The organism is Propionivibrio sp. (genome assembly GCF_016790145.1).
GTDB lineage: Bacteria > Pseudomonadota > Gammaproteobacteria > Burkholderiales > Rhodocyclaceae > Propionivibrio.
The window spans coordinates 1-14176 of sequence record NZ_JAEUOI010000137.1 but is presented as its reverse complement, the minus strand read 5'-3'; the positions used below and the strand labels follow the sequence as shown (position 1 = coordinate 14176).

The following is a 14176-nucleotide window of genomic DNA, read 5'->3' as shown; positions in this document are numbered from 1 at the left end:
TCCCAGGACAGGTCGCTGAGCAGCCGGCTGGCGCGCTTTGCACCAGGCCTGCCGGCGCTGCTCGGCTACCGCCGCGCGGATCTCCCGCACGACCTGGTGGCCGGCCTGTCGGTCGCCGCGGTGGCGCTGCCGGTCGGCGTTGCTTATGCGCAGTTGGCCGGATTCAATCCGGTCGTCGGCCTGTACGTGAGCATCCTGCCGCTGCTTGCCTACGCGTTGTTCGGCACCTCAAGGCAATTGATCGTGGGTCCCGATGCCGCAACCTGCGCTCTGGTCGCTGCGGCGGTGACGCCACTGGCGGGCGGCGACCCGGACCTCTACCTGTCGCTGACGATCGCCATGACCGTGCTCGCCGGACTGTTCTGCATCGTTGCGAGCTTCCTGCGGCTTGGCGCGCTCGCGGATTTCCTGTCGAAACCCATCCTGGTCGGGTTCCTGAACGGCATTTCGCTGTACATCCTCGTCGGGCAGCTCGGCAAGCTGTTCGGGTTTTCCATCACCGCAGGAGGTATTGCACCCAAGCTGCTGGAAGTGGCGCAGAAGATCGATCAGATCCACTGGCCGACGCTGGCGGTTGGCCTGGCGACTCTTGTCGCCTATATCGTCTCGAAACGAGCGATGCCACGGTGGCCAGCCCCGTTGCTGGCGCTGGTCGGCTCCGCCATGGGCGTGGCGCTGCTGGGGCTGGATGCACGCGGTGTCGCTGTGGTCGGGGCGGTGCCGGCGGGCTTGCCGGTGTTCAAGCTGCCGTCCTTTTCTCTCGACTTGCTTGACGAGGTGGCCGGCTCGGCGGCGGGCCTCGCGCTGATCACCTTCACCAGCATGATGCTGACGGCGCGTAGTTTCGCCGCCAAGAATCACTATGAGATCGACGCCGACCGGGAGATGGCCGCCCTCGGCGCCGCCAACGTCGCCGCCGCGCTTTCGCAGGGCTTTGCCATCAGCGGCGCCGACTCGCGCACCGCGATGGCCGACGCGTCCGGCGGGCGCACCCAGGTCACCGGCCTGGTCGCGGCGGCAGCGATCGCCCTCGTGTTGCTGTTTCTCACCGAGCCACTGCGCTACGTTCCGATCGCCGGGTTGGGCGCGGTGCTGATCATGGCCTCGCTGTCGCTGCTGGACCTGAAGACGCTGCGCCAGTTCTACCGGCTCGATCACATGGAGTTCGCGTTGTCGCTGTTCGCCACGCTGGGGGTCATCTGGGTGGGCGCCATCCAGGCGATCGTGGTGGCCGTCATCCTGGCGCTGTTGCGCTTCGTTCAGCTCACGGCGCGGCCGCAGGCGGAGGTCCTCGGTGAGGTCGAGGGGCTACGGGGCTTGCACTCGGTGGCCCGCCACGCGAAGGTGAGGACCGATCCCGGCTTGCTGCTGTTCCGCTTTTCCGCTCCGCTGGTGTTCTTCAACGCCCCCCATTTCAAGCAGCAGGCGCAGGCGGCCATGGACGCTGCCGGTCCCGAACTGAAGTGGTTTGTGATCGACGCACTGCCGCTGACTCAAGTCGATGTCACCGGACTTTTCGAGCTGGAGGAACTGGCACGAACCCTGTCGGCACGGGGTGCCGAGTTGATGCTCGCCGGGCGCATGACCGAGATCGAAGAATGGCGCAAGACCAAGGGGCTGGACGAAAACCGTGTCGTGCCCCGGCACTTTCCGACGCTGAAGCAGGCGTTGCGGGCCTATCGGGCGATGCGGGCGGCGGAGAAGGCCAATGCCGACACCATTTGAGATCAGCATTCCGGCATCGGCAATGGGCTGGCGACGGCGTGCCGGGATGACGGCCTCGGTGTGCTGCGTGATGACGGCGTTCGTATTCGCCGCAGAGGTGGCAATCGCCGACCTCGGAAACCGGGGCGGGCCGGAACCCTCCAACATCGACGGGATTACCGAGCTGCTTCGACAGGATCCCTACGACATGGAGTTGCTGATCAGCTTCGGCACCTCAACGGGCGGTTCGGCGGGCCACCTTGCCCTCGGCATTCGGGACGAAGTGTCCGGCGATGATCGTGTCTACTCAGCCAATTTTTATGCCGACCGTGCGCGCAAGCACGAGATCGGCTTCTACACCGACGACCTGATGATCAGCGTGCCAAAGAAGGAGTACCTGTTCAAGACGGTTTCCTCGCTCGGCGAAACCGCCGCTTTCGGCCTCGACTTCGGCGAGATCTACAAGCGATCGGTCATTGGTGTTCGCGTTTACGGCGTTCCGGCTGAGGAGAAGGAAGCTGTAAGGGCTTACTTCAGGCGCATCAATGCCGACTTTCACCATCAGGTAAAGAATACCGAGTACCACGACGGCGAAATCAAGTACGACTATATGCGCCTGAACTGTGCCAAGACGATCGGCTCGGCATTTAAATTTGGTGTGGGATACGAGAATCTGGAGGTCACCAGTGCAAAGCTGCTGACCCGACGCAGGATCGTGGTGGCGGCCAAAGCCAATATCCCCACCGAGATGGCGATGAAACTCATCAGGGAGTGGAACAGGCGCGGGTACGGAATGGACGTGGTGCTGTACAAGAAATACGGTGGCTCGACCCATGTGGATCCAAACGAGGAGGAAAAGGTGGCGTTCAAGGACTTGCCCAACCGTTTCCCCTCTGTCCTGTCCCGGGACTTTCGCAGGAAAGCGGGCGCCTACGAGGACTTCGACAACCTCTTCGCCATGTACCTTCTCTACAACATGGGCAAGTACAGCGTGCGGGTGAACGAGCAGACGCACCGGCTTGAAATCGAAAAAGAAAAAATCCCGATGGCCTACCCGGAGGCGGCTGAACTTGCCACCCGGAGCGCCAGGTCGGACAGCAAGAACTTCCTTCTGCGCCTTCCGTTCCTGCCGCTGGGTACAATGTTCGGGGAAGCTGCGGACAACACACACTTGTACAATTTTACCTCCGAGGGTGACAACAAATGAGCACTCAACGCATGCTGTTGCCTGTGCTGTTCGTAGCGCTGAAGGACAAGGCCGAATTCGACTACTTGAACAGCCTGCCCACCAGCTTCGTGCTGCCCGCCGAAGCGGTGGATCGTTTGCGTGCCGCTGCGGGTGAGATCATCATGAACTCACCCGATTTCCAGCGTGTGCTGAAGGAGGGAGGCGCACGGCTCGCTTCCGAAGCGCCGACCATCGACTCGACGACGGCACCAGTGTCCGGCGGACTGCCGATGACGCTACCTGCCGCGAGATAGGTGGCACCGCCTGTCCTGTGTTTTTTTTCAGAAGGGTAATCGAATGAAACAGCAAACCCTATGGACACGTGCATTGACCAGCACGCGGACACGGTCAAGTGAAGCGTGGTCGATTTTCAAGTATGAGTTCATCGAATTAAACTGGCACCGCTGGTATGCGCTCAAAAGCTACGTCATGTCTGCGCTGTGGATCGTTCCGTTCGTCGCCGTTGTCATTGAGATGGTGCTCGTTCGACTGTCGGCTGCCGTCGGTGACTGGCTCGTCGCGTCCGGCACAATGAGCCCGGCAACCGTGCTTGTCGCCAGCGCCACGGCGGGTGTACGTTCAATGCTGGAGACGATCATCACGGCGACATTGTCATTTCTCGTCTTTACCTTCGGCTCGCTGCTGGTGGCCATCCAGGTCGCGGGAGGACAATATACGCCGCGTGTCATAGCCACCATTTTCCTGCGTGATAACGTCGTCAGATCCTGTGTCGGCCTGTTTGTCGTTACGCTGCTTTTCGCGATGAGAACCTTGCGCATGATGGGCGACACGGTGCATCAATTGAACGCTTTTCTGTCTGCGTGTTTCGGGCTACTCAGCATTGTGACTTTCCTTTTTCTGATCGATTACGCAGCGCGAATGTTGCGTCCGGTCAGCATTGTGGCGCGCGTCGGTGAGTCGGGACTCGCCGTCATCAAGAGCGTCTATCCGGAGCAAAGTTCGCGCCCGCGGACCCACGAGCCATCCCGCAAACTCCCCCCTCCGGACCGAGTCGTCGTTCACGCGGGAGCTTCGGGCGCGGTGCTGGCTGTGAACCTGAAGGCCCTGGTTGCGCAGGCACGGCAGGCCGGCGGGATCATTGAATTCGTCCCGCAGATCGGTGACTTCCTGGCGGCCGACGAAGCGCTTTTCCGCCTGTATGGAGGCGCCAGCGGCATCGACGAGCGTCAGTTGCGGGCGGAAGTCGCGATCGGAACCGAGCGCACGATGGAGCAGGATCCGACCTTTGCCTTCCGCATCCTGGTCGATATCGCCATCAAGGCCTTGTCGGCGGCAATAAACGATCCGACGACGGCCGTTCTCGCCATCGACCAGTTGCACCGTCTGCTGCGGCGGGTCGGTCTGCAGGACTTGCGCGGCGACGAGATCTGCGACGAAGCCGGCAAACTCCGACTGATTTTACGCACGCCGAACTGGGAAGACTTTGTGCACCTGGCCTGTACCGAAATACGCCATTGCGGCACGGGCAGCATCCAGGTCGTGCGCCGGATGCGTTCGCTGCTGGAGAATCTCATGCAAACGTTGCCGCCGCATCGGCATGCCGAGTTGCGCCAGCAGTTGGCGCTTCTGGATCGCAGCGTCGCTGGACACTACAAGTTTCCCGAAGACCTGGCGCTGGCGCGCATCACCGATTCGCAAGGTCTGGGCGGGGGGCTGGGCGTGCAACCCGTTAGCGAAGCGCAAACCGCCGATGGCGGAGAGCATGAGAAGTGAGGACTTTGCAGCATGGGCAAGCCCAGCATCGGTAGCGTTGATCTTCGCAAGCGACAGTGCCAGAGTGAACGGATGGATCGGGCATGAAGGCCATGCGGTAGTGTGTGAAGTGATTCGTTTTAAAGAACGTCTTATTGGAGGAATGATGCCATGGGCATTCTGGACTGGTTCAAAAACCGGCCGGGGCAATTCGATCCGGATCGGATCTCTGAAGAGATGGTTCGCGGTTCCGTCGAGAAAGCGATCACGCTGACCAATCCGCGGCTCAAGCTGCTGCCAAGCTGCTACAAGCGTCTGACACCGGCCGTCGAGAACACCATCGAATTCCTGCGCGCGCAGGTCTCCATACTGCCCGCCGTGCATCCACTTTCGGCGAAGGCCTGGTCGTCGGATCCGGCGTTGCGGGCATTTTTTGTCGCACCCTCGGATATCCCGGCGGTGCTCGCCCGCTCGGACAATCTGCGCACCCTGTTCGACAAGTTCCCCGAGCTCGACGAGGCTTGCCTGGTGCTCGGCATGGCATTCAACAAACAGCGGGTATTCGGGATGGCGCTGCACGGAGAAATGGTGCAGCGCGATGTGGCCCAGACCAGCGTGAGCTTCTCGGATCACCGCGCGCGCCTCTGCGGGCACGATGAGCTGCGCTTGCGCCGGATCGTCGGCGTCGAGGTTTTCGAACATCTGGTTGCCCAGGCCTTGTCGGAGATTGGCGAGGAGCGTGTCGAAAGACAGGAACTGCAGACCAATCGTTCGCTGCTGCGGACACGCCTGAGATTGCTGCAACAACACGGACCGGGCCTGGGATCGATGTTCGGCGCCGAGCCGGCGGCGCCGAGCGAGCAGACCCGACTGGCGGCGGAACTGCTGGAGAACGAGCGGCAACTGGAATCCCTGGGAGGCAGTGATTCGGTGCTGGAAGCCGAACTCGAAACCCTGAAGGCCGTACTCGACAACCCGCAACGTTATCTGCACTTCGAGCCGACACGCCTGCGGCTCAACACCATGAACGTGCTGCTTGATGAGAACAGCAGCGAGCGAGCGGCTGACGTCGATTTTGCCGTCGCCGAACTGAGTGGAGCAAACCCTCTGCGTAGAGCCTTCGTTCTGGCGCGCGTCGCTCGCGCGGAACTGCCGCCTCCGAAAAAGCTTGATTTTGATCATGCGGCACGTTACCTCTGAGGCGTCGACCGTGGGTGCGATGGCTGCTCACGGGCAAAGCCGCCGGCAAAATACCGCCGCCACGCAGCAGATGCCGCAGCAACAGGCGAAGCTTCGGGTAAGCGCGTGCAGGGTGCCGCGAAGGGCGTGCATGCAGCGTTAAATATATTTCATAAAAATATGGCCTCAAACACGGTTTCGATGCAGACTTGAGGTCTGGGTAATTTCGAGTGAAAGCCTGAGCAACTCAGCCAGGCATGGCGGAAGTAAAACGACAGGAGGGTGCAAGGATGAATGCAATGTGCTGGAACCGGGCAGTCGAGGGAAAGCGCTCATGGGCGAGCAGCGTCCTGGTGCTCTGGATGGTGTTTGTTGCTTCCTGCGTTTTCGCCCAGGCGCCCGCCGCCAGCAGTTACGCCGCACCGGCGATGAGCGCCGCCGAGCTCGATAAACTGGTTGGGCCGATCGCGCTCTATCCGGATGACCTGATCGCTATCATTCTCCCTGCGGCAACCTACCCGCTGGAAATCGTGCAGGCGGATCGTTACCTCGACAAGCGCAAGAAGGACAAGAATCTGCCGGTTAATGATGCCTGGCAGGATTCGGTCAAATCGCTTCTGAACTACCCCGAGGTGGTCAAGAAGATGAGTGAGGATCTCGACTGGACGACCGACCTGGGTGAAGCCGTAGTTGCCGATCAGGGGGCTGTTCTGGAAGCGATCCAGAGCTTTCGTCGCCAGGTTCAAGGGGTGGGCAATCTGAAATCCGATGACAAGCAGACGGTCATTGTCGAGAAGGAGGTCATCCAGGTGGTTCAGGCCAACCCGGAAGTGATCTATGTGCCGCAGTACAACCCCTCGACCATCGTAGTCGCCGGCGGCTATCCGAGTTATGGCTATTACCCGGCGCCCTACCCGGTCTATTACTACCCCTACGCGCCGGGGGCCGCCCTGGCCACCGGGCTGATCTGGGGCGCAGCGATGGGCGCTGCTTGGAGTGGCGGCCGCTATGCCGCGCACTACGGCTATGGCGGCGGCTACAACAATATCAATGTCAATCGCACGACGAACATCAGCACCAGCAACATCAGCCGTGGCTCAGCCCAGGGAACAGCCTGGAAATCCGACAAGAAACCCGGTCAGGTCAGCAGCGGCGCGGGTCGCCCAGCGAATGCGGGGCGTGTCGGTGACAGGCCAGGTGCCGGTGCAGGTGGTCCAGGCGCTGGTAACAGGCCAGGTGCCGGCGTTGGTGACAGGCCAGGTGCCGGTGCAGGTGCTGGTGACAGACCAGGAGCCGGCGGCGGTGCACGCCCCTCAACCCAGCCGGCTTCCCGGCCGAGCGCGGGTCTGAGTGACCGAGGCGGGGCATCGGCTGGCGATCGGAGTGCCCAGAACCGTGGCGGCGATGCTTTTGGCGGCCATGGCTCGGGTCGTGATGCACGAGCCGATAGCTCGCGTGGCGCAGCGAGCCGTGCGTCGATGTCATCGTCAGGCCGCGGACAATCGTTCCACGGCGGCGGCGGCGGCGGTGGTGGCGGTAGACAATCGTTCCAGGGTGGCGGTGGAGGTGGCGCTCGTGCCACTGCGGGCGGCGGTGGTGGCGGTGGGCGTGGCGGCGGTGGTGGTGGCCGTGGTGGCGGTGGCGGCGGCCGTCGATAAGGAGAACAAGATGACTACTATCAAGACTACCCACAGGATCTCTATGCTTATTCAACTCTCACGCCTGGCGTCGGCATTGCGCGGTCTTGCGCTGGCCCTGGTGCTGTCGGTCCCGCTGTTCGCTGTCGCCGCCGAGCAAAAGACCTTTGCCACGCCCGACGCTGCGGTGAGCGCATTGATCGAAGCCTTCAAGGCCGATGACGATGCCGCGCTGATCGCGATTTTTGGCGAACCGCACAAGCGTCTGGTGGTGTCGCCGGACAAGGCAGCGAACTCGGCTTCACGAGCGAAAACACTGGTCGAACTACAGACTTTTCATGTGCTTGAAGAAGCGGGTCCTGATCGGCGCATCCTGCTGATCGGTAACGAAGCCTGGCCAGTGCCGATTCCGCTGGTGCGCGAAAAGGACGCCTGGCGTTTTGCCACCGAATTGGGCGAAGACGAAATCATCAATCGCCGGATCGGTGCCAACGAACTGGAAGCCATCAAGGTTCTCCGTGCCTATATCGATGCACAACGGCAGTACGCTTCACGTGATCGCAACGGTAACGATGTGCTTGAATATGCCCAGAAGCTGGGCAGCTCGCCCGGAAAGCAGGATGGCCTTTACTGGCCGGCCGATCCGGCCAGGGGTGAAGAAATGAGCCCCTTCGGTCCGCTGATCGCCGCCAGCGCGGACTACCTCAAGGGGCACAAGGAAGGTGATTCTTTCCGGGGCTATCACTTCCGAATCCTGACACGGCAGGGCAAGAGTGCGCCGGGCGGAGCCTTCAGCTACGTAATCAATGGCCATATGATCGCCGGTTTCGCCATGGTCGCCTATCCTGCCGAATATGGTGAAAGCGGCGTGATGACCTTCATCGTCAGCAATAACGGGAAGATCTACCAGAAGGATCTCGGCAAAAGCGCGGCGCCGATCAAGGAATTCAACCCGGATGCCTCGTGGAAGAGGGTCGAGGATCCGTCCTGAGTTAGCGCCAGCGCGCTTCGGGACAAAAGCTCACTCCCCATGCCGATGGCAAGCCGCCGCAAGTTATTGGTGCTGCGGACTTGCCTTTTGTCCGATCTGGAACGCCCGTGGCCAAGGGCTCCGGGAGATGGGTGCAGAGCGAGTCGCATTCGTAAGCCCTCCTCCCCGGCCCTCCTCCCCGGCCCTTCTCCCGCCGGGAGGGACTGACGACTAGAACAACACGCCGAACAGCGTTTTCAGCAATTCTTCCAGCGACATCATGGTCAGCGCCAGCGGCACAATCGGCAGCAGTGTGGCGACCACAAGCCGGACGACATCGTCCCTTTTTATCGGCACGATGCGCATCTCTCTCACCACCTGGAAACTATTCCCCAGATCGGCGAGGGACTGAATGTCAGTGCTTCCAACGAGCGGCTCGCCGGGTGGGGCGCCGCCGCGCAGCCATTTGGCATCGAACTCGCGGACGTAACGCTCGGCCAGCACGCCATATTCGCGGGAACCCGTCCGCTTCGCCTGCGCAAGCTGAGGCATAAAAAACAGGAGGGGCCCAAGAACGACGCACATGAGAAAGATGAGCACGATGGCAATCTCGACCTTGAACTGAGTCAGTTCCGCCCCGAGAAAGAAAATGCGGTTGGCCAGGTTTCCGGCAAGCAGGGCACCATGTGCCACGGCGAGGACAGTGAAGGCATAGACCTGTCCGGAAACAAAACTCAGACCGCCAAGGTGATCCGGATGCGTGGGAACCAGGCTCAATTCGATGCGCGACACTTGCCAGAGAAAGTGCGCCCAGATGAACAATCGAAAATACCACCGGCACAACAGGAACTGAAAGATCGGCAGACTGACGTAACCGAACCACATTCCGGCGAGCGTGAGCTGCGAGCCTCCGGCGGACGCTGTCGCGTACCACGTCGCCGTGTCGAGTGCGACGTAATGGCGCCAGACGATCAGGACACCGACCCCATACACCAGGGCAATCAGCAGTACCTCGGCGAGCATCGAGTTGCGCAGACGGAACGCTGAGGCGATCGCCGACTCGAACCGCGTCATGGCGTCTTCGGGAATCAGGTTTCGTTCGAGAAACTGCTGCAGCAGGGGTCGCATGCGCCGGTGCACCACCAACTCGGCCAGAATCAGCAGGGGCAAGGCCACCAGGAAGCGGACATGAACTTCAATATCGAACAAAAACGGCACCACTGTGCTGCCGCCCCACAGGTTTCCTTCCAGCGCCGAGAGCAACAGCAAGGGCAGCCAGGCAAGCAGCGCGATCACCATGATGCGTTGGCGCACCAGCATCAGCGCATCGTCGGACAGATGAGTTCGACGCAGAAGCTGGAAGAGTGGCCCGCCCAGGACCAGCGAGAACTCGGGTGGATTCTTAAGCAGATGCAAGGCCTCGCTGGCATCCGGTGAAGTCGTCTTCATTTTCGCTCTCTTCGCACGGGGCTATTTCCATAAGAAAAGGAGACATTTCGTAAGCAGAAGGCAACGAAGCCACCGCCGATGCCGACCGCACACAGGGCACCATTAGCCAGGAAGCCGATCTGCTTACTTACCGTGTTTTTCTGGATTGCTTTCCTGGAGCAAATACTCGGGAACGTACTTGAACGGATAGTCGGCGGCCTTGTAGTGGCCGATCTTGCGCTTCGGCAGTTTGACCTTTTCGGCCGGCGCGGTCTCATAGGGCACGTGTTCCAGCAAATGGCTTATCACGTTCAGGCGCACGCGCTTCTTGTCTTCCGAACGGGCAACAAACCAAGGTGCCCAGGATGAATCGGTGGCAGCGAACATGTCGTCGCGCGCCTGCGTGTAATCGTCCCAGCGGGTGAATGATTTCACGTCCATTGGCGACAGCTTCCAGATCTTGCGGCCATCGTTGATGCGGTCGCTCAGGCGGCGCTCCTGTTCCTCCGGGCTCACTTCAAGCCAGTACTTGAGCAGGATGATTCCGGATTCGACCATCGCGCGTTCGACCATCGGCACAGCGCCGAGAAACTTCTTTACCTGCTCGGGCTGGCAGAAGCCCATCACCCGCTCGACCCCGGCCCGGTTGTACCAGCTCCGATCGAAGATCACCACCTCGCCCGCCGAAGGAAAATGGGTGATGTAGCGTTGAACATACATCTGGCTCTTTTCGCGCTCGGATGGCGCCGGCAGTGCAACGACACGGAACACGCGCGGGCTCACCCGCTCGGTGATGGCCTTGATCGTGCCGCCCTTGCCGGCACCGTCACGCCCCTCGAAGACGATGCAGACCTTGAGCCCCTTGTGCACCACCCACTGCTGGAGTTTGACCAGTTCCACATGCAGTCGCTTGAGTTCCTTTTCGTAGGCCTTGTTGCCCAGCGCTTCGTGCGAGGATTCGCTTGCCGGAAGATCCTTGTTCGTTTTTTTGCCCGCCATGATTGTCTCCTGTCCTGGTAAAGAAAACCCTTTGTCATCGGCCCTCGTACCCAGGCCGTCCACTCAAACAACATACTTCATCATAGCCCTAGACGCTTGCCTCTGCCACGTTCACCGTATCAGCAAACACGAGCATGTCCGACCGAGTGGCCGCTTTGGTCAACCCGTGACGAAGAGCACCCAAGGTGTCCCGATCAGTAGAAACACGGCAAGGAAAGCGAGCGTGGTGAAGAACCCCAGCTTGTAGAGCTCGCGCTGCGTGAGATAGCCGCTCACTGCAAAGATAATGTTCTGGCTTCCGCCCTGCGGAGTGATCACCGAGAAATAGCTGCTTGCGAAGAGCAGGCCGAAGGCCATCAGTGGCACGGGCACACCACCGCGCATGCCGACGTCGAGGAAGACACCGAAGAGGGCCAGCACCTGTGAGGTCTGGCTGACGAACAGATAGTGGATGCCGACGTAGAGAACGATCAGGGTGACGTAGGTGGCCGGCCACGACAGGCCGCCCAGTTGCGAGGCGAGGCGCTCGCCGACATAGCCCATGAAGCCGAGCTCGTTCAGTTGCCCGCTCAGGGCGAAAAGAACCGCGAGCCAGAGGAAGGTCGCCAGCGTGTCGCCCTGCTTGGCGATATCGTCGAGCGTGAGCACGCCGGCCACCAGCAGCACGCCGAACCCCATGAACGCGATACTGGTGACGTTAAGCTTGAGCGCATCGGCGAATACCCAGCCGGAGACCATCACCGAGAAAGTCACGGCCGTGATCCACTCGTCACGCGACATCGGCCCCATGCCGGCGAGTTCCTTGCGTGCCGTTACAGGGGCTTCAGGCGTCGCCCCGACGCGGGGTGGAAAGAGCTTCGCGACGAGCAGGGGCAACATCCCGATGGCGACGAGCGCGGGCACGCAGGAAGCAAGGATCCAGGACCCGAATCCGATCTCTAACCCGAATTTCTGCGCGATCTGCACGCCGACCGGGTTGGCCGAGGTGGCCGTCATCCAGAGGGCGGAAGAAACGGCAAGGCCCGCCATTGCGCAAAACATGAGGTAACCGCCGAGCCGCCGTCCCTCGGGATCGTCGGGATTGGAGCCCGTTCCCCTGGAGACGGAGAGCACGATCGGGAAGAGTACGCCACCGCGCGCCGTGTTGCTGGGAAACGCCGGTGCGATGGCGGCGTCGGTCAGCACGATGCTGTAGGCGAGGCCAAGTGAGGAGCCGCCGAAGTGGCTCACCATGAAGAGGCTGATACGCCGACCGAGACCCGACTTGACGACGGCCTGCGCAACGATGAAGGCGACCACCACGAGCAGCACGCTCGTATTGGCAAAACCCGAGAAGGCCTGTGCCGGTGTGATCGCTCCGGTGAGGACGACGGTCCCCACGGCGATCATCGCCGCCGTGAGCAGCGGAAAGGCGCCGAGGAGAACCGACACGATGGCTGCCGCGAAGACCGCGAACAGGTGCCACGCCGGCGCCGTGAGACCGGCCGGCACCGGGGCGAACCAGATGCCGATTGCGATTGCAAAGGGCGCCGCACGTTTCAGGAGCAATCCAGTATGGGTCATGGCCGCGAACCTCCCGTGCCTGCCTGGCCAAGCCGAACGCGACCCTTCAGCCCAACGGCACGCCCCTGGATCGAGCCGTCCTCCGCCTCGATCACGAACTGCCAGGAAAACTCATAGGACCCCGTGGCGCCGGCATAGCGGCCCGTGCCGCCCAGGAACGTTCCAGCGATGTGGTTGCGCGCCGCCGTGCCTTCGCCCTTCAGCTCGCTGAACACCTGGTCGCCGCGCTCGTCCGTCCAGACGCTGCGGCCGAGGAGGCCCGTTTCGCTGTCAACAAGCGCGATCGCCTCCGAGCGGAATCCGACCCCAGGGCGCCCCGGCCCCGCGAGCAGCATCGACCCCCTCAGGTCGATGATCGATCCCCGGCGATTCGTGCCGAGGGAAATGCTTCGGCGACTGCCGGCTGCGTTCCAGGAGCCTTCGAAGTCCCGCCACTCGCCGGGTGTTGCATCGCGCCCTTGCGGATCCATCGCCGGCCCGCAGGCCGCTGCCGCGAGCGCCAGAGCGAGCATGATGAGACAACCCAAGGAGCGCACGAAAGGTACGCGATCCTGATCGCACTGCCCGGATACGCGTTTTTGTCCCTGCGCCGGAAAGTTGACATCCACGTTTCGCTCCCTTCTGGTATGGCCCAGGCGTTCACCGCGACCGGACATTGCATGGCGTGATATCTGTCTGACAGAAGCCAGCTTCAAGTATAGATTAGTCGCGATTCGGAGGGCTGTGACCTCGGGATATTACGGGGTGTCACGGGTAGACTACGAGATCTCCGGGCCGGACAGTCGAGTGGCGGTGAGCCGGAGGGTGAGATATCAACAAGGCCGTGCTCGATGGCGAAGTGGATCAGCCCGGTGTGGGTGTGAAGTCACATTACGTAGCAGCAAAAGAGCGATCCTGGTTTCAAGCGCTGCGCTTTTGCCCACCGGCCTGATGAAGCGTGTTATACGATACCGGGAGGTACCGTAAGTGAAAAAACAGGTTTATCGAGGCGACCGGCTCCCGTTTTCGGGTAAGGTCGATTAACGCTGGCCCGCTAATGGGCTACAGGAGGTTCTCATCAAGGCTTCAATGGACGAAAAATTGAACCGGGATTTTTTCTCCGGCGGTTTGCCCGTTGCCGAGCATCTGGAGAAGCTTCTCAAGTTCGAGACGCTGATCGCTGAACTCTCCTCAAGATTCATCAACCGGCTTCCCGATGAGGTGGACGGCGATATCGATGATGCGCTACGCCGTGTCTGCGAAATCGTCGGCATCGACCTCGCGGTACTTTGGCAATGGCAGGGGACAGACCTGGTGCTCATAACACCCTCCCACATCTTCTGCGCCGATGAGAGTTTTAAAACTCTCGAGCCTTTGCGTCAGGAGCTTTTCCCCTGGGTCCGCCAGCAAATGCTGAAGGGCCGCAGTATTGCCCTATCCGCGCTGGAGGAATTGCCGGCAGAAGCCGCCGTCGACCGGGAAAACGCTCGACTGCTGGGCATCAAGTCAAATCTGACGCTGCCGCTCGCGGTGGGTGGCGAGCCGCCGATAGGCGCGCTAAGCCTCAATACCCTGCTGGCCGAGCGCGAGTGGTCTGACGTTCTGGTGAATCGGCTGCAACTGGTCGCGCAAGTATTCACCAACGCGCTCGCCCGCAGCCGCCACGATAAAATGCTGCAGGAAAGCGAGGCTCGCCTGGCGGCGGGAGCCGAGCTTGCAGGACTGGCGTTTTACGAGGTCGACTTCGGCGAAAACGTCATTTACTTCGAAGAGCGC

At 61.4% G+C, this 14176-nt stretch carries 12 protein-coding genes; 8 read left to right on the top strand and 4 right to left on the bottom strand.

The window, feature by feature from the left end:
- From JNM42_RS11600 to JNM42_RS11570, 7 genes are all read left to right on the top strand, one after another.
- Window positions 1-1725 (top strand): SulP family inorganic anion transporter (locus tag JNM42_RS11600; protein ID WP_366504437.1); only part of this gene is annotated, 1725 nt, incomplete at its 5' end.
- A complete protein-coding gene (locus JNM42_RS11595) occupies window positions 1709-2911 on the top strand; it encodes a hypothetical protein (RefSeq protein ID WP_294269776.1) in 1203 nt (400 codons plus the stop codon). The genes JNM42_RS11600 and JNM42_RS11595, both read left to right, overlap by 17 nt.
- Window positions 2908-3186: a hypothetical protein gene (locus JNM42_RS11590; RefSeq protein WP_294269771.1), complete on the top strand. Its 279-nt coding sequence runs from the start codon at window positions 2908-2910 to the stop codon at window positions 3184-3186. Before JNM42_RS11595 ends, JNM42_RS11590 begins: the two co-directional genes overlap by 4 nt.
- A 43-nt stretch (window positions 3187-3229) precedes the next feature.
- Entirely contained in the window at window positions 3230-4666 is a 1437-nt protein-coding gene (locus tag JNM42_RS11585; RefSeq protein ID WP_294269767.1) for a DUF2254 domain-containing protein, read from the top strand.
- 150 nt (window positions 4667-4816) lie between these two features.
- Window positions 4817-5845, top strand: coding sequence for a hypothetical protein (locus JNM42_RS11580; RefSeq protein WP_294269764.1), 1029 nt, complete (start codon window positions 4817-4819; stop codon window positions 5843-5845).
- A 269-nt stretch (window positions 5846-6114) separates the two neighbouring features.
- A complete protein-coding gene (locus tag JNM42_RS11575; RefSeq protein ID WP_294269761.1) occupies window positions 6115-7482 on the top strand; it encodes a DUF3300 domain-containing protein in 1368 nt (455 codons plus the stop codon).
- Entirely contained in the window at window positions 7400-8452 is a 1053-nt protein-coding gene (locus JNM42_RS11570) for a DUF2950 domain-containing protein (protein ID WP_294269758.1), read from the top strand. The genes JNM42_RS11575 and JNM42_RS11570 overlap by 83 nt, the downstream gene beginning before the upstream one ends.
- Before the next feature lie 210 nt (window positions 8453-8662).
- Here JNM42_RS11570 and JNM42_RS11565 read toward each other — a convergent pair whose 3' ends face one another.
- The 4 genes from JNM42_RS11565 to JNM42_RS11550 all read right to left on the bottom strand — a co-directional run bounded on the left by JNM42_RS11565 (window position 8663) and on the right by JNM42_RS11550 (window position 13029).
- Entirely contained in the window at window positions 8663-9880 is a 1218-nt protein-coding gene (locus JNM42_RS11565; protein WP_294269755.1) for a hypothetical protein, read from the bottom strand.
- A 123-nt stretch (window positions 9881-10003) separates the two neighbouring features.
- Window positions 10004-10858, bottom strand: a complete 855-nt coding sequence (ppk2, locus tag JNM42_RS11560) for a polyphosphate kinase 2 (protein WP_294269752.1) — start codon at window positions 10856-10858, stop codon at window positions 10004-10006.
- 159 nt (window positions 10859-11017) lie between these two features.
- Window positions 11018-12421, bottom strand: a complete 1404-nt coding sequence (locus JNM42_RS11555; protein ID WP_294269750.1) for a DASS family sodium-coupled anion symporter — start codon at window positions 12419-12421, stop codon at window positions 11018-11020.
- A complete protein-coding gene (locus tag JNM42_RS11550; protein WP_294269748.1) occupies window positions 12418-13029 on the bottom strand; it encodes a hypothetical protein in 612 nt (203 codons plus the stop codon). Before JNM42_RS11550 ends, JNM42_RS11555 begins: the two co-directional genes overlap by 4 nt.
- Before the next feature lie 460 nt (window positions 13030-13489).
- On the opposite strand from JNM42_RS11550, the gene JNM42_RS11545 reads away from it, so the two are divergent.
- A partial coding sequence (locus JNM42_RS11545; protein ID WP_294269745.1) for a GAF domain-containing protein occupies window positions 13490-14176 on the top strand: 687 nt, incomplete at its 3' end.